General features: G+C 55.6%; 16 protein-coding genes. 10 read left to right on the forward strand and 6 right to left on the reverse strand.

All coding sequences use genetic code 11. The features are described 5' to 3' along the window. Window positions 1-35: 35 nt before the first annotated feature. Window positions 36-1,481, reverse strand: coding sequence for a cell wall-binding repeat-containing protein (locus BN2373_RS04395; protein WP_053942928.1), 1,446 nt, complete (start codon window positions 1,479-1,481; stop codon window positions 36-38). 262 nt (window positions 1,482-1,743) lie between these two features. Here BN2373_RS04395 and BN2373_RS04400 point away from each other — a divergent pair, with 262 nt between their 5' ends. Genes BN2373_RS04400 through BN2373_RS04420 form a run of 5 tightly spaced genes read left to right on the forward strand, consistent with a single transcriptional unit; the run spans window position 1,744 to window position 7,585 of the window. Next, complete coding sequence (locus tag BN2373_RS04400) at window positions 1,744-2,769, forward strand: PTS sugar transporter subunit IIC (protein WP_053942929.1); 1,026 nt, start codon at window positions 1,744-1,746, stop codon at window positions 2,767-2,769. Between the two features lie 9 nt (window positions 2,770-2,778). Further along, window positions 2,779-3,399 carry a 5-formyltetrahydrofolate cyclo-ligase gene (locus BN2373_RS04405; protein WP_154826132.1) on the forward strand — a complete coding sequence of 207 codons (621 nt, stop codon included), beginning with the start codon at window positions 2,779-2,781 and terminating at the stop codon, window positions 3,397-3,399. Between the two features lie 14 nt (window positions 3,400-3,413). Next, window positions 3,414-5,918: an ATP-binding protein gene (locus tag BN2373_RS04410; RefSeq protein ID WP_053942931.1), complete on the forward strand. Its 2,505-nt coding sequence runs from the start codon at window positions 3,414-3,416 to the stop codon at window positions 5,916-5,918. A 19-nt stretch (window positions 5,919-5,937) separates the two neighbouring features. After that, window positions 5,938-6,657: a Crp/Fnr family transcriptional regulator gene (locus BN2373_RS04415; protein ID WP_053942932.1), complete on the forward strand. Its 720-nt coding sequence runs from the start codon at window positions 5,938-5,940 to the stop codon at window positions 6,655-6,657. 16 nt (window positions 6,658-6,673) lie between these two features. Next, the gene (locus BN2373_RS04420; protein ID WP_053942933.1) at window positions 6,674-7,585 is read left to right on the forward strand and encodes a ribonuclease Z; all 912 of its coding nucleotides are present in this window, start codon (window positions 6,674-6,676) and stop codon (window positions 7,583-7,585) included. An 84-nt stretch (window positions 7,586-7,669) separates the two neighbouring features. Here BN2373_RS04420 and BN2373_RS04425 read toward each other — a convergent pair whose 3' ends face one another. Next, the gene (locus tag BN2373_RS04425; protein WP_053942934.1) at window positions 7,670-7,861 is read right to left on the reverse strand and encodes a hypothetical protein; all 192 of its coding nucleotides are present in this window, start codon (window positions 7,859-7,861) and stop codon (window positions 7,670-7,672) included. Window positions 7,862-8,255: 394 nt separating this feature from the next. Here BN2373_RS04425 and BN2373_RS04430 point away from each other — a divergent pair, with 394 nt between their 5' ends. Then, window positions 8,256-8,735, forward strand: coding sequence for a prepilin peptidase (locus BN2373_RS04430; RefSeq protein ID WP_053942935.1), 480 nt, complete (start codon window positions 8,256-8,258; stop codon window positions 8,733-8,735). Between the two features lie 109 nt (window positions 8,736-8,844). Here BN2373_RS04430 and BN2373_RS04435 read toward each other — a convergent pair whose 3' ends face one another. Both BN2373_RS04435 and BN2373_RS04440 read right to left on the reverse strand, forming a co-directional pair. Then, on the reverse strand, window positions 8,845-9,180 hold the full coding sequence (locus BN2373_RS04435; protein WP_053942936.1) for an SdpI family protein: 336 nt from the start codon (window positions 9,178-9,180) through the stop codon (window positions 8,845-8,847). A gap of 319 nt (window positions 9,181-9,499) precedes the next feature. Beyond that, window positions 9,500-10,462: a D-alanyl-D-alanine carboxypeptidase family protein gene (locus BN2373_RS04440; RefSeq protein WP_053942937.1), complete on the reverse strand. Its 963-nt coding sequence runs from the start codon at window positions 10,460-10,462 to the stop codon at window positions 9,500-9,502. A 365-nt stretch (window positions 10,463-10,827) separates the two neighbouring features. Here BN2373_RS04440 and BN2373_RS04445 point away from each other — a divergent pair, with 365 nt between their 5' ends. Further along, on the forward strand, window positions 10,828-11,571 hold the full coding sequence (locus tag BN2373_RS04445) for an ABC transporter ATP-binding protein (RefSeq protein ID WP_053942938.1): 744 nt from the start codon (window positions 10,828-10,830) through the stop codon (window positions 11,569-11,571). A gap of 1 nt (window position 11,572) precedes the next feature. Further along, entirely contained in the window at window positions 11,573-13,276 is a 1,704-nt protein-coding gene (locus tag BN2373_RS04450; protein WP_053942939.1) for a hypothetical protein, read from the forward strand. A 90-nt stretch (window positions 13,277-13,366) separates the two neighbouring features. Here the strand turns inward: BN2373_RS04450 and gpmI are convergent, their stop codons facing one another. Together gpmI and BN2373_RS04460 are read right to left on the reverse strand one after the other, a co-directional pair. After that, complete coding sequence (gene gpmI, locus BN2373_RS04455; RefSeq protein WP_053942940.1) at window positions 13,367-14,968, reverse strand: 2,3-bisphosphoglycerate-independent phosphoglycerate mutase; 1,602 nt, start codon at window positions 14,966-14,968, stop codon at window positions 13,367-13,369. A 35-nt stretch (window positions 14,969-15,003) separates the two neighbouring features. Beyond that, entirely contained in the window at window positions 15,004-16,239 is a 1,236-nt protein-coding gene (locus tag BN2373_RS04460; RefSeq protein ID WP_053942941.1) for an FprA family A-type flavoprotein, read from the reverse strand. A gap of 235 nt (window positions 16,240-16,474) precedes the next feature. On the opposite strand from BN2373_RS04460, the gene BN2373_RS04465 reads away from it, so the two are divergent. Continuing rightward, complete coding sequence (locus BN2373_RS04465) at window positions 16,475-20,716, forward strand: 2-hydroxyacyl-CoA dehydratase (RefSeq protein WP_053942942.1); 4,242 nt, start codon at window positions 16,475-16,477, stop codon at window positions 20,714-20,716. A gap of 40 nt (window positions 20,717-20,756) precedes the next feature. Beyond that, complete coding sequence (gene fni / locus BN2373_RS04470) at window positions 20,757-21,809, forward strand: type 2 isopentenyl-diphosphate Delta-isomerase (protein ID WP_053942943.1); 1,053 nt, start codon at window positions 20,757-20,759, stop codon at window positions 21,807-21,809. Window positions 21,810-21,824 lie beyond the last annotated feature (15 nt).

Genomic DNA, 21,824 nt, shown 5'->3' on the forward strand with positions numbered 1-21,824 from the left:
TGAGAGATCCCCGGAAGGACCTCTTTTACCTCGGTTTACTGGCCTTTGTTGATTCGGCGGATCCACTGGTAGGAGCGGACCTGGCTGGCCACGGCTTCTGAGATGACGGCATCTCCGCCGACCAGGAAGACCTGGTTGGAAGCGGAAGTCCTTTGGAGGACGGAGGCAGTGGGACCGGGTAGGGCGTTTTTACCGGTGAGCAGGATAGGGGCACCATAGCGGGCGGCCAGAGGACCGGCAGCTAAGGCATCCGGGAAGTTATCTCCCACGGTCAGGTAGGCCCGCTGGGCATCGGGGAAGTTGGAGGCGACAACAGCAGCCGTTTCATAGCGGTTGGATCCCGACAGGCGTTGTTTCGCTCCGGGAAGAGCCCGGGCAACGCGGTCCGAGACGGCGGCGTCCCCGCCTACAATCACGGTTTGTGAGATTTGGAGGGCTTCCATCCCCTCCTTGACTTCAGGAGGAAGGCTATCCCTGGTCACCAGGAGGATGGGGAGGTAGGATTGGGCGGCCAGGGGGGAGACAGCCAGAGCGTCGGCGAAGTTGGTCCCGGTGGTGACAAAGGCCTGGACGAACTGACCGCCTTGTTTACGAAGCTCCTTGGCGATGGCCACGGAGGTGTCGAAGCGGTTCTGTCCCCTAAGGCGGACTACCCGGCCTTGCCCTTGGAGGGCTGATTCTACCTGGCCGGAAATGGCGGAGGTCCCGCCGACGATATAGATGGTCCGGGGGCGGAGGCGGCGAATTTCCTTGCTGACATCCGTGCGGAGCTTGTCGGTGGGGTTGAGGAGGATGGGTCCGCCCAGAGAATGGGCGAGGGGAGTGGCCGCCAGGGCGTCGGCAAAGTCATCCCCCCGGGCGATGACGACCGCCGGAGCGGAGGGATAGTCCTTAGCCAGGGCCAGGGCGGTGTCATAGCGAGTGGACCCGCTGATTCGCCGGGGCTGGGCGTAAGTCGGCCCCTGGTAGGCTTGATTGGCTGAGGTCTTGTTTCGACCGATGTAGACGGAGAAGACGATTTGGTTTCCTACCTTAAAGGAGACCGCCCCGTCCACCGTCCGGAATTTTTCCATGGCCTTGAGGGGAACAGGCTGGGTTTCAACACTTTTGAGCTCCCTGTTTTTCCCTAAACCCTTCGCCTGGTAGTTAATCCAGACCTTGAAGCTTCCTCCGGAGGGGAGACAGGCTTCCTTATTGACGGTCACCAGCTTGGATCGGTCAAATTCGATGTTCCGGATTTGGGCCCGGGTGATGGTAACGCCGGGACTGGCCGAATAGTAGAGCTGGGAGTCCATCCGGCTGATGGGAACGGGTTTGTCTGAACGGTTGGTAAAGACGACCTGGATTTCCTGGGATTCGGCATAGTAGGCAGGGGTCTGGCTTTCAAAAAGAAAACCGGCTGCCCGGCCGGACGGACTGAGGAAAAAGCTGAAAATAAGGGCCAAAACCAGGATTCGGCCGGTCCATTTTTTGGGGTTCATACTACCTCCTTTAGGGCAAAATCAAGAAAAAACCACTAGATATAGTTTATTTTGGGATTTTTGTTCCATTCCTATCCTACCATAGAATCACCCTTTTTTATGGGAGATTTTTCCGACTGGAGAAAAAATTTCCGGGTCTCCACCTTTCCCATCTCCATCGAAATGAGGTACTCTAGTCTATGAGTCTTTGGACCCTTTTTGATTGTTGATGAGCCGGTCTTTGCCGGTCGGGTTGGGATAAAAATGATGAAAGGTGTTGACGATGAAAAAAATTCATTCGGTAAGAGATTACATCACTACTGTGCTCAATGGGATGGCCTGGGGACTTTTTGCCTCTCTCCTGATCGGGACCATCATCCGGACCCTGGGTCAGGTATTCGGCCTCCCCCTTTTGGTTTCCTTCGGCACCATGGCCATGCAGATGATGAGTCCGGCCATCGGTGTTGGCGTCGCCTATGTCCTCAAGGCACCGGCCCTGGTGGTCATGTCGGCGGTCGCCTGTGGGGCCATGGGGGGCGGAGCACTCCAGCTGGCGGAAAGCGGAATCACCATCCGCTTGGGTGAGCCTGTCGGTGCCTTTGTTGCCGCCCTGGGAGCGGTTGAAGTGGGTCGGCGGGTTGCCGGGAAAACTCCGGTGGACATCCTCCTTGTCCCCTTGGTCACCATCCTTGTAGGCGGCCTTTTGGGAAAGTTTGTTTCACCGGTCATGTCTGAAGTCATGACCGGCCTGGGTCAGGTCATCAACCGGGCGACCGAACTTCAGCCCCTTCCCATGGGTATTGCCGTTTCCGTCCTCATGGGAATTATCCTGACCCTCCCCATTTCTTCCGCTGCCCTGGCGGTTTCCTTGAACCTGTCGGGCCTTGCCGCCGGGGCCGCTACGGTGGGCTGCTGCTGCAACATGATCGGCTTTGCCGTTGCCTCCTATAAAGATAACGGCTTGGGTGGCTCTCTGGCTCAGGGGATCGGGACCTCCATGCTCCAAATCCCCAATATCGTAAGAAAGCCCATCATCTGGCTCCCGGCTATTGTCGCCTCAGCCATCCTGGGCCCCCTTTCTTCGGCTGTTTTGGGCATGACCTCCAATGCCACGGGAGCCGGCATGGGTACCTCCGGCCTGGTCGGCCAGTTTGCCCAGGTCTCTGTCATGGGAACCACCCCTTCGGTCCTTTTTCAGATCGCCCTCATGCACTTTATCCTGCCTGGACTCATTGCCGGACTTGTTGCCTCATTCATGCGGAAGAGGGGATGGATCCGGCCCGGTGATATGGCCCTTCGGACAGAATAGGAGGAGGATGTGACGAAAAGACAGCGAAAAATTATGCGGGGAAAAAAGCTCTACCTGGCAAAGAAGGAAACCAGAAAAACAGTCCGAGCCAAGGCAGAGACGATTCCTCCCTCTTACTATAAGGAAACGGGCAGGGCCATGACCCGCCTGATCCGGGATTGGCCTGGCTTCCGGGATGCCCGGTCGGTCATGGCCTTCATGCCGATCAAGGGGGAGGTGGACATCCTTCCCATGGTCGATTTGATTTTGGACTCCGGGAAGACCCTCTACCTTCCCCGGGTGGATTCGGCCAAGGAGGGAATCATGTCGGCGGTGGAGGTTGCTTCCCTGGACGACCTGGTTTCCGGAACCTGGGGGATACGGGAGCCGGCCAGGGACAAGCCGGCTGCTCCCCACCGGGCCATCGACCTGGTCATCGTTCCCTGTCTGGCCGCCAGCCGGGACGGTCTTCGGATGGGGAAGGGAGGGGGCTTCTATGACCGGTTCATGAAGGGATACCGGGGGCAAACCATCCTCCTTTGTCCCGAGGCCTTTATCCTGGACCAGGTTCCCATGGGCTATTTTGATATTGCCTACACCTATGTCCTGACGGAAGAGGGTATATATAAAGAAGGTGAAAAAATCGTTTGAAAAAGGAGGTCCACATGCAAGCGTCCTACGAGCTTTTAGGTCAATTTTATTTGGGCAAGCGGGTTGATCCGGACAAGGAGGTCCGGGAGGAGGGCTACTACCTCTACGATTCGGCAGACTTGACCACCCACGCCGTATCTGTGGGGATGACGGGGTCCGGCAAGACGGGCCTGTCCATCGACCTTTTAGAAGAGGCTGCTATGGACGGGATCCCCGCCATCATCATGGACCCCAAGGGGGATATGGCCAACCTCCTCCTCAACTTCCCGGACCTGGCTCCTGCTTCCTTCCGCCCCTGGCTGTCCGAAGAGGAGGCTCGGAAGGAAGGAGTGAGCTTGGATGACCTGGCCGAGAGGACCGCAGAGACCTGGAAGAAAGGCCTGGCCGATTGGGACCAGGACGGGGACCGAGTGGCCGCCCTTCAAAATGCGGTGGACCGCAAGCTCTACACCCCGGGATCCAATGCGGGCATTCCCCTTTCCATTGCTTCCATGGGGGCCTTCCCCGGCCACGAGATTATGGACAAGCGGGAGATTTTCCTGGACAGCGTCCAGGCTGCGGCGACCGACTTTCTCACCCTTGCCGGGATCCAGGCTGATCCCATGACCTCCCGGGACCACATCCTCCTTTCCACCATCATTGAAAAGCTCTGGGGTCAGGGGAAGTCCATCTCCATAGAGGACATGGTAGCCCTGGTCATGGACCCGCCTTTGGATAAGGTGGGGGTTATCCCCCTGGAGACCTACTATTCCAAGAAGGACCGGATGGACCTGGCCATGGCCATGAATAATGTTCTGGCTGCCCCCTCCTTCGGAATCTGGATGGAGGGGGAGCCTTTGGACATCGGCAAGCTCCTCTACACCGAGGATGGCCGTCCCCGCCACTCCATTCTGTCCATCAGCCACCTTTCGGAATCCTCCCGGATGTTTTTTGTGACCATGGTCCTCCACAAGCTCCTGGCCTGGATCCGCCGCCAGCCAGGAACCTCTTCCCTCCGGGCCATCTTCTATATGGATGAGATCTTCGGCTTCCTTCCGCCAGTGGCCAACCCGCCCTCCAAGACCCCCCTCCTGACCCTCCTCAAGCAGGCCCGGGCCTACGGGTTGGGTCTGGTTCTGGCCAGCCAGAACCCTGTGGACCTGGACTACAAGGCCCTGTCCAACATCGGAACCTGGTTCATCGGTCGCCTCCAAACCAAGCAGGACAAGAGCCGCCTCCTGGACGGCCTGGAGGAGGGGGAGACCGGCCTGGGTGGGGACCGGGACCGGATCGACCAAATTCTCTCCGACTTCCCCAAGCGGACCTTCCTGGTCAAGAATGTCCATGCTGACCGCCTGGACCTCATCCAGTCCCGCTGGGCCATGTCCTACCTGGCCGGCCCTCTCAGCCGGCCCCAGTTGGCCCTCCTGAAAGAGGAGGAGGGGGAGGCCGGGGCAGCCGGTCCGGCAAGCACGGACCCGGTTCCGGGGCCTGGCTCGGAGACCGGCTCGGCTCCTGTTGAGACCCCGGCTCCGGCCCACCAAGCCCCCTCCGGAGAGGAGGACGTTCAGGCCCACCTGCCCTCCCTGGACGGGGTGGACCAGTACTTGGTGGACGGAGGGGAAGGGGTCTATATCCCCGTCCTTTATGGCCTTGGTGAGACAACCTATTTTGACCGGTCGGTTAAGACGGAGGCCAGGCGGGAGGTCATCTGGTCCACGCCCCTTCGAGAGGGGCCCATCCCGGTGGATTGGTCTATGACGGCCGGGGTCACGGCCCGGCCCGAGGACCTGAGGAAGGACCTCCCCTCGGGCGCCCGCCTGGCCCCCCTTCCGGCCGGCGGGGTTACCGGCAAGGCCATGAAGGCCTGGGCTAAGGACCTGGAGGACTACATCTACCGGAATGACCGTTTCCTCCTTTATGAGAACAAGAAGCTTTCCCTGGTTTCCGACCCGGAGGAATCCCTGTCCGACTTCCAGGTCCGGACGGATTTGGCTTTCCGGGAGGAGAGGGATCGGGCGGTTCGTGCCCTGAAGGCTTCCTATGAGAAGAAGATTCGGGCAGCGGAAGCCAAGGTCGAAACTGCCCGTAAACGCCTGGAGAAGGAGGAAGACCAGGCGGCCAAGGCCAGGTCCAACACCATGATTTCTGTGGGTTCGGCTATTTTGGACGGCCTTTTGGGCAAGAAGATTTTCGGCAAGACCACGGCCAGCAAGGCAGCAATGGCAGCCCGGGCCGCCGGCCGCCAGAGGGAGCAGGCTTCGGACATTGACCGGGCCCAAGCCGGCCTGACCGGACGGGAAGAGGACCTTACCCTCTTGGAAGAAGAAATGGACCGGGAAATCCAAAGCCTCCAGGAGGAGTGGGAGGCCGGGGGCCGGGAGCTTACTACCCTTGCCCTCAAGCCCAGGAAGGCTGACATCCACCTGGCTACCTTCCTTTTGGTCTGGGTCCCGCGTGACCGGGTCCAAATCTCCAAGCGGGAGGATCCGGCCCAACTCCAAGCGGGAGGATCCGGTCCAACTTTGACCGAACGCTGAGAAAAAGAAAGCAGGTACCATGTCCTTTGAATTTTGCCCTAACGGCTGCATGCAGTGTACCCGACAAATCGATATTTTCTCCGCCCTTCCTCCGGAGAGTCAGGAGAAGGTCTCCCGATTGGCCATCCACCGGATTTACGAAAAGGGGGAGACCATCTTCCGGGAAGGGGACCAGGCGGACGCCTTTTATGTCATCCATGCCGGCCAGGTCAAGCTCAATTCCTTCGACAGTGAGGGGAAGGAGACCATTTATGAGATCCTCTCCGACCAGGAGGTGATCGCTGAGGACATCTTCCTGGAAAAAACCGCCTACCCCTATTCGGCCACCTGCCTGGTGGATACCTGGACCTGCGAGATCTCCCGGGCCGACTTCATCCAGCTTCTCCTGGAAGAGCCGGAAACCACCTTGACCTTCCTGGGGTCCATGAGCCGGAAGCTTCGGGCGGCAAAAGAGCGTTCGGCCCTTCTCTTCGAGAACAATGCAGAGGTTCGGCTGGCCCGCTTCATCTACCTCCAGACCCTAAATAGCCACGGGCGGGATCTGGAGCTGACGGTGGATGAAATCGCCGGTTCCATCAACCTCCGCAGGGAGACGGTCTCCCGAAAGATCGGTCTTCTCACCAAGCGGGGCTTTATCGAGCGGTCCGGCCAGTCCGGGATCCACATTCTTGACCTGGAGGGCCTCCATCAATTTGTTACTGACCGAGGGTCATCCGTGTCCATCCAATCCCTCGATTGAATGTTTGGAGATTGTTATGTTAGATGTATGTTTGCTGGGAACCGGTGGGATGATGCCTTTGCCGGGCCGTCACCTGACTTCCCTCCTCCTCCGCTACCAGGGTCATTCCATCCTGGTTGACTGCGGGGAAGGAACCCAGGTCGCCATCCGAAAATACGCCTGGTCCATGCATTCCATTGATTGTATTTGTTTCACCCATGTTCACGGGGACCACGTGGCGGGCATCTCCGGCCTTCTTTCCTCCATGGGGACGGAAGGGCGGACCGAGCCGGTCCATATCATTGGTCCTGGTCAGATTGAGCCCGTTATTTCCCATCTTTGCGTCGTTGTGGCCGTACCCTTTGACGTTATTTTCCACCGGGTTGACAAGGAGACCTTTGATTTTTCCGGGGTTACCATCACCCCCTTTTCGGTCAACCACAACATCACCTGCTATGGCTACCGCTTCGACATCGACCGTCTGCCCGCTTTCCTGCCCGACCGGGCCAAGGCTCTGGATATTCCTGTTCAATACTGGTCCAAGCTCCAAAATGGGGAGAAGGTCCGGGTTGGCCTGAAAAAATTCACTCCCGACCAGGTCCGGGGACCCTCCCGTCGGGGGATCTCCCTGGTCTATTCCACCGATACCCGGCCCTGTCGGAGCTTGGAGGATGCGGCCTATGATGTCGATCTTCTGGTCACCGAGGGGATCTATGGTGATCCCGACAAGCTCCAATCGGCTAAGGAGAAGAAGCATATGACCGCCCAGGAGGCCGCCCTCCTGGCCAAAAATGCCGGTGCCCGGGAAACCTGGTTGACCCACTACTCTCCTTCTTTCCGGAACCAGAGGGACTATGCCCCGGCCATCGCCGCCATTAACCCCACCGTCCGCTTTGCCAGGGACGGCGACCGGAAAACTATCCTATTTGACGACCAGGAAGAGGCCTGAAGTTCGGACAGGTCAGAATTTAGACAAAAAAAAACCCGGATCGGGCTAGGCCCGGTCCGGGTTTTATTAGTCTTCGCTAATTCCTTAGTTGGAAGCAGCTTCAGAAGACTCAGCAGGAGCTTCAGAAGATTCAGCGGGAGCTTCAGAAGACTCAGCAGGAGCAGAAGATTCTGTAGGAGCTGTAGATTCAGCAGGAGTCTTGTCCTTGTTACCACAACCAACGAGGGCAAGAGCTAAAGCCAGGAACAGAGCACCTTTGGTCAAAACTTTTTTCATTTCAATCCTCCTAAATTTCCCTCCGTCAGGGAGGGCTTTCTCACCTCAATATAGAGGCATCTAGTACATACATAGAGTACCACGATCAGATTTTGAAAAGTGTAGAGATTGTGAATACCGGCTAGCCGGATTCTATCTCCTTCCCTTCCAAAACTGATACCTGTTAGTTATACCACGTTAAAAGCAGGTAAGACAAGTGTAAAAACGAAATTTTGCAAAAGATTTTTTGGGAAATTTTCGGGATAAAAGAGGGGAAAGTTGGGCAATCTCCGGGACATCTTTTGCCTAGACTGGTGGTGGAGGGGGAAAGGACAGGTCTTCCCCTCCGGCAAAGCCTTTCTCCTTTTCGGAGAGGCGGTCGTATGGAAAGCCCGTCGCAACGAAAGGTGGTCGTATGGAAATTTATCGGATTCCTTTTTACTTATTCCTTCCCTTTGTCCTCTGGGCCGGCCTTGTCGATGAGCGGGATCGACGGATTCCCAATAGAATTATTTTGGCGGGCCTTTCCCTCTTCGGCCTGTCTTCCCTGGTATTTGCACTAACATCAGGCATGGGACCACCATTCTTAAGTCCGAAAGAATACGCGAGCTTATGGCTTGAGCACTTGGCCTGGGGAGTGGGAGCTTTTCTTTTTCTTTTGATCTTTGTCCTCCTTTTTAAGGGAGGTATGGGTATGGGGGATGTCAAGTTGATCGCCACCCTCTTCCTCTTCCTGGCTTCTGCAGGCCTGACCGTCCTGGCCATGGCCCTGGGGCTGACCATGGTCCGCTTCCTTTGGCTTCGCCTGTGGAAGAAGTCCGAATCTCGCCTTCCCTTTGCCGGCTCTCTATTTCTGGCCTGCCTGGTTTTTCTAATACTTGTCCATTGCTTGTGAAGTCAAGTAGTAGGGGTGGGCATATTCAGCGGTAAAGAGCATAGCCAGGTGGGTGCAGTCATCCGGGTGCATGGGCAGTCATGTTCCCAATCAATTGCACTTAAACTGATTAACCACGAGATAGCTTACTATTGACATAAGGTATCGACAAAACCAGGAGGATGGCTGGAACAAGAAGAAACCATGCTCTCGCATCCTCTGTTAATTCAGAATATATACCAGATAATCGCAATATTAAGAAGAAAACAGCAGTCAGAATGGAAATAAAAATCAGACTTTTAGCACATAATCTTTGAGCTAAATCCCAATTTTTCTGTGATGAAGTAGATTTTTTTGTTCTAAAACCAATCAGGCTGTTGATATTCTTTGGCGGTTTGACATAAAGTACTACTCCAAAAATAAGTAATAGTATAGGAATAAAAATATATCCAATATACACTTCCATATTAAATCCTTTCTAATAACATGCCTACAATTAGTTACTATAGTGTTGGTTTGGTTACTCACATTATAGCCAAGATATAATTTTGGCTCTTTCTTTGTATATTCTCTTACACTATTATATGGACATTGCTCTGCGAAGTCCTCTCAATCGGCAAAATGTCCATTTAAGGGGGAATCATTTGTCCCCCTCATTTGCCAAAAGGGCCATTTAAGGGAGAATTATCTGTCCCCCTCATTCGGCGGAATCAGGGAAAAGGGGAGTCGCCAGGAGCCCCCGCCGCTCTGCCATGAGCCTCGTGGCAGGCCTCCATGGCCCTACACTACTTATTCAGATAAAAGCTTTTGTCGATGGTATTGAGGAGGTAGGAGAGGTCGTCGTAGCGGGAGGAGTCGGATGAGGAACCCAGACTGATGATGAGGAACTCCTTCTTTTCTGTCTTATAGAGGACAATGAGGTTGTAGTCTTTGCCCAGAGAGCCGGTTTTGATCCCCTTGACTCTTTCGTTGTAGTAGGCACTTTCTTTGGGGTTGAGGAATTTGTTGGTGTTCTTCCAGGATTTGGATGACCCGTCGGGGAGCTTGACCTCATAGTTTGCTTGTGCAACGATGTTTCGAAACCAGTTCTCTTCCAGGAGGAGGTCACAAACTCCCCTGAGGTCCTGAGCTGTGGTGGTTCCTTCAAAGTCATAGCCGCTGGGGTCGAGGAGGAGGGTGTCCGTCCACCCCTTCTTTTGAAGATGCTTGTTGAGGTCGTCCATGAAGAGGCGGATCCGGTCATCGGCATTTCGGGCATCCGGATGGTTGAGGCCGCCGATGTAGTCGGCCAGGACATAGGCGGCATCGTTCCCTGATGGGACCAGCATGGCGGCAAAGAGATCCTCCAAGGTGTAGACCTCTCCCGGTTGAAGCTGAGCCAGGGAAGACCCCTTCTTAACATGAGCCAGGGGGTCTTTTTTCACTTTAATTTTTGTCTCGAGGTCAGCAAAGTTTCGAGCATATTCAATGGTGAAGAGCTTGGCCAGGCTGGCCGGACACTGCTTTTCATCCTCTGACTTGGAGGCATAAACTTGACCGCTTGACCGGTCGACCAGAACCATAGACTTGGCGTTATAAGAATCCTGACCATCGAAGTCCCTCCAATAAAGCCGGGCACGGACTTCATTCTTTAGTCCCCTGAAGCTTCCGGGTTGGATAGCATAGAAAACCAGCCCGACGGCAAAAAGAAAAACAAGGACCAGGGGAAGGAAGCGGGCCCTCCTCCTCGACTTTTTTCGATCTCTCATCTTTTTTTCCTTTCATTCCCATCTTTCTTCTTTCTTCTTTTATCTTAGATGAAGTGCTCTTGCTAATTCGTAATAAAATATGAAGATTGAGGGGTTTTCGTCCTTTGGAGCCAAGCGGAGCCCCCTCATTTGGCGAATCAGGGGAAAGGGGGCCATGGTGAGCCTCCTCATTTTGCGGAATTGAGGGAAAAGGGGGCCGCCAAGAATCCATGGCACCCCGTCATGAGCCCCCCTTCTAAAATTTCACTCACTTTTTACAAAACCCCCTTGTTGCGATCTCATAAGTTTGTTATCATAAACTGTATTGAAGGAATAACACAGTAGACATATTTCAGACTGGCGAAAGGCCTGTTTAAGGAGGACCTATGATTGAACTGAACGGATTGTGCAAGCAATTTGGCAAGAAGCGGGCAGTGGACAATGTTTCCCTGACCTTGAGAGAGGGGACCATCACCGGCTTTATCGGTCCAAATGGTGCCGGAAAGACGACCACCCTCAAGATGCTGACGGGAATCCTTAAACCGGACCAGGGTCGGATTGTTCTTAACGGAATCGATTTGGCGGAGGATCCGGTAGCGGCCAAGGAGGAGTTCGGTTATGTTTCGGATAATCCTGACCTCTTCACCAGTCTCAAAGGTGTGGAATACATCAAGTTTATCTGCGATGTCTATGGGGTGGAGGAATCGGTGCGAAAGGACCGGATGAACCGGCTTTTAGAGGACTTTGAAATGGCCGAAGCGGTCAGCCAGAAGATTGCCTCCTATTCCCATGGTATGCGGCAGAAGATTCATATTATCGCTACACTTATGCATGATCCCAGTCTTTGGATTATGGACGAACCCATGACCGGTCTGGATCCTCAATCCTCTTACCTGCTTAAGAAAAAGATGAAAGACCATGCCAACAAGGGGAACATGGTTCTCTTTTCCACCCACGTTTTGGAGGTGGCGGAGAAGCTCTGCGACCAGATCGCTATCATCAACAAGGGGAAGATCACCTATACGGGTACTTTGGAAGCTCTTAAGGAAGAGTATCCGGATAAGAGTCTGGAAGAGATCTTCCTGATTGTCACGGGCTCCCGCTTCCTGAATGAGGAAGAGGAGGCCTAGGATGAAGCGGTTTTTGTCGCTGGTAAAAATTTCCACCAAGTCCGGTTTTGAGGCCCTTTCGCCTTCAAAGAAGGAGAAGTCCACCCTGGCTAAGCTGGGAATGGTTCTTCTCTTCATCTTCCTCTTTGCTTACATGGGAATGACCTTTGGAGTAATGGCGAATAAGATGGCCAAGTCCGCCATGGCCATGGGGGAGATGGACCGCTTGGTGGGGATGTTCTCCATGATCGTGACGGTGGTGTCCATTTGGCTGGGCCTGGTTGCCCTGCCATCCCTTCTTTTCTTTTCTCAGGACACCCCGGTTTTCATGACTATGCCCTTTGCTTCCTGGGAGATTGCCTTAGCCAAGTTTGCCTCGGCTTATGTCTACCTCCTCAGCTCGATCGTCTTTTTCGGCCTCCCCATGGCCGGAGGCATCCTCATCGTGGACTTCAGCCTCCGGGGGCTCCTGGGCTGGCTGGTTACCATCCTCCTCAGCCCCATCTGGCCGGCAGTCCTGATCAGCCTGATCTACATGGTCCTCCTTCAAGTGGCTCCTGTCCTACGCAATAAGGACCGGATGGGGATGATCACCGGAGTCCTCTCTCTGGTTCTGGCCGTGGTCTTCTATGTCCTCTTCATGCAGGCCGGCGAAACGATGGGGCTGACCGAGGGCGACATGACCACCCTCCCGATCAGTCCCGGGGTCATCCGGACCATGTCCCTTGTTTTCCCCGCCATCAAGGCCGGTCAGCTCATGGTGGCAGGGTCGGGAGCCCTGACCTTCCTGGGAGGTTTAGCCCTGGGCCTGGCGACCTCCATTCTCGCCATCCTCATCCTGGTCATCTTTGCCCGGCCCTTCTACTTCCGGATTCTTACTTCGGTTGCCGGGGGCGGATCCAATGGAAAGACCATGGCCAAAGGAGAGATCGACAAGGCTGTGGGCCAGTCCACCGGAGCCTTCTGGGCCATAGTTCAGTTTGAGTGGCGTCAGCTCACCAGGACCTCGGCTTATCTCCTCAACGTAGTCATCTCCTCCATCTTCGTTCCCTTTTGGATGGTTTTCGTCATCGGCTTATCCGCCTATATGGCCCGGGATGAAATCTTTGAGTCGGGGATTTCTCTCGAACAGATCCATCATTTCATCGAAGAGGCCATGGAATTCATGGGCGGCCCCCTGGTCCTGGGCGTCATTGTCGGTGCCTTCATCGGCATTATGGCTCTTTATGGAGGGGCACCGTCTACGGCGGTTACCCGGGATGCCAAGAATATCGAATCCTTCAAGGCCCTCCCGATTAAAGCTTCCCGCCTCTTCCTTGCCCAATTCTTTACCTCCTACATGGTCAGCATGATCCCCGGCCTCCTTCTTTTAATCCTGGTCATGGTTTTGGTAGGGGTCAATCCGGCCTTCTACCTGAGCTTGGTAGGGTCTTTCTTCCTGGTTTCCCTTGCCCTTTCCATGATGGAATTTACCTTCGATGTCATTGCCCCCAAGCTGGACTGGGAGGATGAGACCAAGGCGGTCAAGTCCAGCTTCCGGTCCACCATCTTCGTCCTTCTGACCATGGGGATTCCTTTTGCCCTGGGTTTCCTGGTTTGGAAGACCGGTATCCCGCTGGATGTGACCTCCCTTCTCATTGTGGGCATTTCCGCCGTCATCCTTGTTGTCGCATCCCTTCTTACCTTTGGTAAGGCAGAGGCTCACCTGGCCAAGATGAACCGCTAGTCTTCATACGCATAAAAATGCCCCACCTCCGATCCCGGCCAATCCGGGTTCAGAGATGGGGCATTTTTTCCTTTCAGATGGAGGCCAATCCTATTTTTTCAGGAGGGAGTCTTCCCAAAGTTCAGGTTGGTCGAAGCCCATGAGGTCGACGACCGTTCCAGCTACATTGGCGATCCCGGCCTTTCCGTCCTGGGTCCGGTCCAGGTCCGCTTTTCCCTCAGGGTCCACCAGGATGAAGGGGACGGGGTTGAGGGAGTGAGAAGTTTTGGGGATGGTCTCTCCGGTCTTCTTATCCTTCTGGATCATGTCATCCGAGTTGCCATGGTCCGCCGTAATCAGAAGGGTATAGCCCAGCTTTTCAGCCACGGGGAGAATTCGACTTAAGGCCAGGTCAACGGCTTCGACGGCAATCCGGACGGAATCAAAGACGCCGGTATGACCGACCATATCGCCGTTGGCAAAGTTGACCCGGAGGAAGCCGTACTCTTCTTTTTTCATAGCCTCGATGAGGGCATCCGCCACCTCGGCTGACTTCATCCAGGGGCGTTGGTCAAAGGAGACCTTGTCGGAGGGGATCTCCAGCCAGTCCTCCAATTCCTCGGAATACTTTTCGGACCGGTTTCCGTTCCAGAAGTAGGTCACATGGCCAAACTTCTGGGTCTCGGAGCAGGCAAATTCCTTGATCCCCTTATCGACCAGAAATTCAGTCAGGGTGTTCTTGATCTGGGGAGGTTCTACCAGGTAGTTAGCAGGGATGTGGAGGTCTCCGTCGTATTCCAGCATGCCCGCATAGTAGCAGGCGGGACGGCGGCCCCGGTCAAAGAAGGGGAAGTCCTCGTCTTCAAAGGCCATGGAGATCTCAATGGACCGGTCGCCTCGAAAGTTGAAGAAGTAGACCGTATCGCTATCCCGGACGGGACCGATGGGCTGACCATCTTTTTCAACAACGAAGGAGGGGAGGTCCTGGTCGATCTTTTCCGTCTCCTGGCGGAGGGTCTTGTAGGCCTCAGTAGCGGAGGAGAATTTGTGGGGGGACTGGCCGTGGACGTGGGCCTGCCAGCCCCGTTCGACAATGGACCAGTCAGCCTGGTAGCGGTCCATGGTGACTACCATCCGGCCCCCGCCGGAAGCAATCTCGGCTTGGAAGTTCTCATCTCGAAGGCCATTCAGGAAGGCTTCCAGGTCATCCAGGTAGGAGAGGCCGGAGGTGGGGGGGACGTCACGGCCGTCCAGGAGGGCGTGGATAAAGACTTTCCTGACCCCCTCAATTTTAGCCTCTTGAATCAGGGCCTTGAGGTGGTTGATGTGGGAGTGGACATTGCCGTCGGAGAGGAGGCCGATGAAGTGGACAGCCCCTCCCTGGTTTAGGGCGTGGGCCATCCCATTTTCCCAGGCAGCGGATTCAAAGATCCGACCCGAGGCAATGGACTGGTTGACCAGCTTAGCCCCCTGGGCATAGATCTGACCGCAGCCCAGGGCGTTATGCCCCACTTCGGAGTTGCCCATATCGGATTCATCCGGCAGGCCTACGGCAGGACCATGGGCCTTGAGCTTGATCCAGGGACGGTCTTTCATCAATTGATCCAGGACGGGAGTGTGGGCCGCAATAACGGCGGATCCCTCTTCCTTTCCTTCAGGGCAAATGCCCACACCATCCATAACGATGAGGGCGACTTTTTTTTGAAGAGTCATAGAGCCTCTTTTCTAGTGTTCTTATTTGTGCCGTCTTATAGGGTGAAGGAGGTCTTTCGGTCTTCTCCCTCATGGTTTTTCACCGCTTTAGCGACCGCTCGAGCCATCTCCTTGAGGGCTTCCCGGTCTTCCCCGTTGGCAGAGGACCGGATGTTGGGCTGGATGTCGATAACCTCGTAGTCCTTTTGTGCCTGAGCAAATTCCCGGAGACCTTCCATGGCCCCGGAGGCCCAGGAGTAGTTCCCGAAGATGCCCAGAACGTGGTTCTTCATTTTGTTCTCGTCTAAAAGGCCGACCAGGTGCTTCATCGGGGGGAAGAGCTTCTTATCATAGGTGCAGGAGCCCAGGATGATCCCCCGGGACTTCCAGCATTCGGTCTGGATGTGGGAGGCATCGGTTTTGGAAACATCGAAAAGCTTGATGTCCTTGATCCCCTCTTCCGCCAGCTCCCTGGCCACGATCTCCGCCATGGCCTGGGTGTTGCCGTACATGGATCCGTAGACGATGGAGATGGAGGATTCCACCTTGAAATCGGTCAGGTTCCGGTAGAGCTGGAGGACGTCCGCCGGCTTCTCCCGCCAGATGGGGCCATGGTCCGGGCAGATCATCCGGATGTCCAGGCCGCCCAGCTTTTTCAGGGCATTCCCGGCCATCATGTTGTACTTGGAGACGATGTTGACATAATAGCGGGCGGTTTCCTCAGCGTAGTGGGATCGGCGGGAAACTTCGTCATCGAAGATGGCCCCGTCCAGGGCTCCATAGGTTCCGAAGATGTCCTGGGAAAAGAGGATGCCGTCCTTCTCAATGAAGGAAACCATGGACTCAGGCCAATGGACCATGGGGGTCTTGTAGAAGGTCAGGGTCCGCTCGCCCAGATCAAGGCTTTCACCATCATCCACAATGACCTTATCCTCTTCGTCAATCTGGTAGAAATTTTTGAGGAATTCAAAGGTCTTTTTGTTGCCGACCAGCTTGGCCTCGGGATGGAGGGCACGAACGATAGAAAGGGCGGAAGAGTGGTCGGGTTCAACGTGGTGGACCACGATATAGTCCAACTTACCGCCGTCCAGACCGTCATCAAGGCAGGCTAAAAACTGGTCCACTTCCGTGACCTTGACCGTATCCATCAGGCAGGTCTTCTCATCCCTGATGAGATAGGCATTGTAGGAGATCCCGTAAGGGAGGGGCCACTGGTTTTCAAAGAGTTGGGTGTCGCGGTCATTGACACCCAAATAGGTAAGGTAGTCATTGACTGGAATGGCAGAAATCATAGGCGTTTCCTTTCTGTATTATCTTTTTGTATTTTGTTGAGATTCTTTTCTATTCTAACCCATTCTAGGGGGCCTTGTCTTTCTTTTCCTTTGACTTGGGTCAATGTGATAAAATAGGCTTTCAGATTATCCTAAAAAGTGGTTTTATCGATCTTCCGGTGAAGCGGCAGGCTTTGTCAGCAAACCGGTCAGCATTGAATATTTTATCGAATGGACATAGAGAGGAGGGCGACCGATGCATTTACACATTGGCCTTGATGTGGGTTCAACCACAGTAAAAGTCGTTGCTGTTGACGAAAGTGGGGAGCCCGTTTTTTCCGTCTATCGACGCCATAAATCCGATGTTAAACGGACCGTTCAGGAAGTCCTGGTCGAACTCAGGGAGACGGTAGGAGAGGTTCCCGTCCGGATGGCCGTCACCGGTTCGGGCGGGATGATCCTGGAGGAACTCCTGGGGATCCCCTTTGTCCAGGAAGTGATTGCCGAAACCCGGGCCATCCGGACCTATATCCCGGATACCGATGTCATCATCGAACTGGGGGGCGAGGATTCCAAAATCACCTACCTGGACGGAAATATTGAACAGCGAATGAATTCCATCTGTGCCGGCGGGACCGGTGCTTTTATTGACCAGATGGCTAACCTTCTGGATACCGATGCAGGGGGTATTAACCGGATGGCCCGGGGTTATGGGAAAATCTACCCCATTGCCTCCCGTTGCGGGGTCTTTGCCAAAACCGATGTCCAGGCCCTCTTAAATGACGGGGCATCTAAAGAGGACATCGCCATGTCGGTCTTTCAGTCCGTGGTCAACCAGACCATTTCCAACCTGGCCTGCGGCAGACCCATCCAGGGGAGGATCACCTTTTTAGGCGGTCCCCTCCACTTCATGGACAGCCTCAGGGACCGGTTCAAAGAGACCCTGGGGCCGGAAGGAAATACTTTTACCATCCCCGAAGATGCCCAACTCTTTGTTGCCCTGGGTGCAGCTCTTATGGCCCGGGAGGAGGCAGAGGAGACCGGTCTTGGGGAAATCCTCCACCGCCTGGAGAAGGAGCGGGTGGTTGCGATCGAAAAGAAGACCCTGGACCCCCTCTTTAGCTCGGAAGAGGAATACCGGGACTTTGTCCGGGACCACCAAAGCGGTGACCTTCGGGAGGAGGACCTGGCCTCCTATTCCGGGCCCACCTACCTGGGCATTGATGCCGGATCCACCACCTCCAAGGTCGTCCTCCTGGGTAAAGACGACCAGGTCCTCTTTACCTCTTATGCCTCCAACAAGGGCAAGCCCCTGGAGCACGTCATCGAAAATATCCGGGCCATTTACGCCCTGATGGGCCCCCATGCCTGGATTGCCCAATCCGGGATCTGCGGCTACGGGGAGGACTTCATCAAAGCCGCCCTGAGCGTTGACCTGGGTGAGGTGGAGACCATCGCCCACTACCGGGCGGCCAGCTATTTCAACCCCAATGTGGACTTTATTCTGGACATCGGCGGTCAGGACATGAAGGCCATGCACATCCGGGAAGGAGTCATCGACTCCATCCAGCTCAATGAATCCTGTTCCTCCGGCTGCGGATCCTTCCTCTCCACCTTTGCGGCTTCTGTCGGCCTGGACGTGAAAGAATTCCAGCAAAAGGCCATCCAATCGAAAGAACCAGCGGACCTGGGCTCCCGGTGTACCGTCTTCATGAACTCCAAGGTCAAGCAGGCCCAGAAGGAAGGGGCCTCCGTCGAGGATATTGCGGCCGGCCTCTGCTATTCCGTCATCAAGAATGCCATCCAGAAGGTCATCAAGGTCAGGGACCCTGAGAAGCTGGGAGACCACCTGGTTGTTCAAGGGGGAACCTTCTACGGGGATGCCATCCTCCGGGCCTTTGAAAAAATCACAGGCCGAAAGGCCACCCGGCCTTCCATTGCCGGCCTCATGGGGGCCATGGGGATGGCATTGATTGCCAAGGAGCGGTCCACAGGCAAGTCCACCCTCCTGAGCGATGAGGACCTGGCCGCCTTCCACTACCGGCAAAAGTCGGCCCGGTGTGGCCGCTGCACCAATAACTGTGCCCTGACCATCAACATCTTCTCGGACGGGAGCCGGTATATTTCCGGCAACCGGTGTGAGCGGGGGGCCGGAATTCAGAGGGAGAAAAATGACCTCCCCAACCTCTACGCCTATAAATATGACCGGCTCTTTCATTACTACTCCTCCCTCCCGGAGGAGGGGGCGGCCCTGCCCACGGTGGGGATCCCCCGGGTTTTGAATATTTATGAGAACTACCCCCTCTGGCATACCTTCTTTACCCGCCTGGGCTTCCCGGTCAAGCTTTCCCCCCGGTCCTCCCGGGAGATCTACGATAAGGGACTGGGATCCATCTCCTCGGAGACCGTCTGCTATCCGGGCAAGATGGTCAACGGCCACATCGAAGCCCTGGTCGAGGAGGGGGTCCCCCTGATCTGGTATCCCTCGATTTTCTATGAAAACAAGCAATTTGACCAGTCACGGAACCAGGTCAACTGCCCGGTCGTCTGCGGCTTCCCGGAGGTCATCCGGAACAACGTGGATGCCCTGAAAAAGAAGGAGGTCACCTACCTCTACCCCTTCCTTTCCTTTAAGGATAAGAAGGCTCTGGCCGACCGCCTGGTGGAGGTCTTTACTTCCTTTGAGGTGGGCAGAAAAGCTTATGCCCTCCCCCCCGACAAGATCCGTCGGGCCCTGGATGCGGCCTGGACCGAGCAGGCCAACTACCGGTCCGACATCCTCCGGGAGGGGGAATTGGCCCTGGACTGGATCAAGTCCCACAAGGGCCGGGGGATCGTCCTGGCCGGCCGCCCCTACCATGTGGACAATGAAATCAACCACGGGATTCCCGAGCTCATCAACGGGATGGGTCTGGCCGTTCTTTCCGAGGATTCCATCGCCATGAAGGCGGGGGACATCCGGGAGGACCTCCGGGTCCTGGACCAGTGGGTCTACCACGCCCGCCTTTACCGGGCGGCGGAATTTGTCGCCGACCACGAAGACCTGGAGCTCATCCAGCTCAACTCCTTCGGCTGTGGCCTGGATGCCGTAACCACCGACCAGGTCCAGGAAATCCTGGAAGCCAGGGGGCGGATTTATACCGTCTTAAAAATCGACGAAGTGTCCAATTTAGGTGCCGTCAAGATCCGGATCCGGTCCCTCATCCAGGCCATCGACAACGCCCGGAAGGCCGGGTTGACCTTAAAGAAGCCTATGGATTCCTATGCTCCCAAGAAGGTGACCTTTACCAGGGAAATGCGGAAGGATTACACGATTCTTGTTCCCGCCATGGCCCCGGATCATTTCCGAATTTTGGCAGCGGGTATGGAGTCTTTGGGTTACCATATGGCCTTCCTGGACAAGGTGGATCAACATACCATCAATGAGGGGCTCAAGTACGTTAACAACGACTCCTGCTACCCCTCCATCACGGTAGTGGGTCAGATGATGGAGGCTCTGGACAGCGGAAAGTATGACCCGGACAAGGTCGCCCTCCTCATGACCCAGACCGGGGGAGCCTGCCGGGCATCCAACTACGTGGGCTATATTCGCAAGGCCCTCAAGGATATGGGTCAACCCCAAATCCCGGTCATTGCCCTTTCCGTCCAGGGGATTGAGACTTCACCCGGTCTCCAGATCACACCGGGTCTGGTTAACCGGGGGGTCATCGCCATTGTAGCCGGCGATGTCATTATGCGATGCTCCAACGCTACCCGTCCTTACGAAGTCAGGACCGGGGAAACGGACCGGGTCAAGGAAAAGTGGATCCGGACCTTCTCCGATTTTGTCATCAAGCCCAGGATCAAAGGGTATGGCGATCTGGTTCGGGCATGCGTCCGGGACTTCGACCAAATTCCCCGTCGCAACATCGTCAAGCCCAAGGCCGGGATTGTGGGAGAGATCCTGGTTAAGTACCTCCCTGAGGCCAACAATAACCTCCAGGCCCTCCTGGAAGCGGAAGGGGCTGAGGTGGTGGTGCCGGAGCTGGCCGATTTCTTCCTCTATTGCTTCCGTAACGCCACCCACAAAGCGGACCTCTTAGGGACCTCCAAGGCCATGGCGGCTCTCAGCAACCTGGGTGTTTCCCTGGTGGAATTCTACCGTCGTCCTGTCCGCCGGGCCCTTCGTGCCTCTACTCATTTCACGGAGATGTTCCATATTGAAGATGTGGAGGACTTTGCCTCTGAGATTATTTCTTTGGGCCACCACTACGGGGAAGGCTGGCTCCTGACCGGGGAGATGGTGGAGCTCATCCATGAAGGGGCACCCAACATTGTCTGTATCCAGCCCTTCGGCTGCCTGCCCAACCACATCACCGGCAAGGGGGTCATGAAGGCCATCCGTGAAAGCTACCCCGAATCCAATATTATTGCCATCGACTACGATCCCGGGGCTTCAGAAGTCAACCAGGTCAACCGGGTGAAACTCATGATGACTTCAGCCCGTGAAAGGGCGTAATTTGTTACAATAGAGAAAAGATGAATGGGAGGTGAGGCGATTGACGACAGAACAAGAGAACTTACGGAAGACCCGCAAGGACAAGCACATTGAAAATTACCTCCAAACCGAGTATGTGGGGAACAGCCTTCTCGAGGATGTTTACCTGGAGCCCCGCTCCTTCCCTGAAGTGGATATGGAGTCCATCGATACCGGATTGGAGATTTTCGGCAAGCACCAGGCCATCCCCCTCATGATCAATGCTATGACCGGAGGGACGGAGGTCACCCGGACAATCAATGAAAGCCTTGCTCGAATCGCCGTAAGGGTGGGCCTTCCTGTCCAGGTCGGGTCCATGCGGATTGCCCTGGACGACCCCTCCACCATCCCCACTTTTCGCGTGGTCCGGGACATCATGGGTCCCCAGGGGGTGGTCCTGGCCAACCTGGGGGCGGAAGCGGAGGTGGATGAGGTTAATCAGGTTATGGACATGATCGATGCCGATGGAATCGGGATCCACCTCAACGCCCACCAGGAAGCCGTCATGGAAGAGGGGGAGAGGGACTTCCGGTCCTGGAAGGACCGGGTCCGAGCCATTGCGGAAGCCTTCCCCGGAAAGGTTATCGTCAAGCAGGTGGGTCTGGGCATGGACCGGGAAGCCTTAGCTTTCCTGGAGGACCTGCCCCTGGCCTATGTGGATATTTCCGGCTTGGGCGGAACCAACTTCTTTGAAATTGAAGACCTTCGACGCTTGGATGAGGACTTTACCGAGTTCTATACCTGGGGAATCCCCACCGCCAAGGCCATCCTCAATGCCAGGGCCCAAGCCCCCGGCCAAAAGATTATCGCCTCCGGAGGAATCCGAACCGCCAGCGATTTGATTCGGGCCATGGCCCTGGGGGCGGATATGGGAGCCATCTCCGGTGAAATTCTCCGCTTCCTCTTGAACGGGGGAGAGGACTATACGGCCTACTACCTGGAGAGCCTGGCTGACCACTTCCGAATCGCCATGTCCTTCATGGGTTGTCAGGATCTTGATGACATTCACCACCTTCCCTACCAGTTGACCGGGAAATTAGCCCAATTAGCGGAAGGCAAGGTTTACCGACAATAGTTCCGATCGAGACTT

The organism is Kallipyga gabonensis (assembly GCF_001286805.1).
GTDB classification, from domain to species: domain Bacteria; phylum Bacillota; class Clostridia; order Tissierellales; family Peptoniphilaceae; genus Kallipyga; species Kallipyga gabonensis.

Coding starts and splice junctions, on each gene's coding strand:
- BN2373_RS04395 (WP_053942928.1), bottom strand. CDS start 1,481: ATGAACCCCAAAAAATGGACCGGCCGAATCCTGGTTTTGGCCCTTATT.
- BN2373_RS04400 (WP_053942929.1), top strand. CDS start 1,744: ATGAAAAAAATTCATTCGGTAAGAGATTACATCACTACTGTGCTCAAT.
- BN2373_RS04410 (WP_053942931.1), top strand. CDS start 3,414: ATGCAAGCGTCCTACGAGCTTTTAGGTCAATTTTATTTGGGCAAGCGG.
- BN2373_RS04415 (WP_053942932.1), top strand. CDS start 5,938: ATGTCCTTTGAATTTTGCCCTAACGGCTGCATGCAGTGTACCCGACAA.
- BN2373_RS04420 (WP_053942933.1), top strand. CDS start 6,674: ATGTTAGATGTATGTTTGCTGGGAACCGGTGGGATGATGCCTTTGCCG.
- BN2373_RS04425 (WP_053942934.1), bottom strand. CDS start 7,861: ATGAAAAAAGTTTTGACCAAAGGTGCTCTGTTCCTGGCTTTAGCTCTT.
- BN2373_RS04430 (WP_053942935.1), top strand. CDS start 8,256: ATGGAAATTTATCGGATTCCTTTTTACTTATTCCTTCCCTTTGTCCTC.
- BN2373_RS04435 (WP_053942936.1), bottom strand. CDS start 9,180: ATGGAAGTGTATATTGGATATATTTTTATTCCTATACTATTACTTATT.
- BN2373_RS04440 (WP_053942937.1), bottom strand. CDS start 10,462: ATGAGAGATCGAAAAAAGTCGAGGAGGAGGGCCCGCTTCCTTCCCCTG.
- BN2373_RS04445 (WP_053942938.1), top strand. CDS start 10,828: ATGATTGAACTGAACGGATTGTGCAAGCAATTTGGCAAGAAGCGGGCA.
- BN2373_RS04450 (WP_053942939.1), top strand. CDS start 11,573: ATGAAGCGGTTTTTGTCGCTGGTAAAAATTTCCACCAAGTCCGGTTTT.
- gpmI (WP_053942940.1), bottom strand. CDS start 14,968: ATGACTCTTCAAAAAAAAGTCGCCCTCATCGTTATGGATGGTGTGGGC.
- BN2373_RS04460 (WP_053942941.1), bottom strand. CDS start 16,239: ATGATTTCTGCCATTCCAGTCAATGACTACCTTACCTATTTGGGTGTC.
- BN2373_RS04465 (WP_053942942.1), top strand. CDS start 16,475: ATGCATTTACACATTGGCCTTGATGTGGGTTCAACCACAGTAAAAGTC.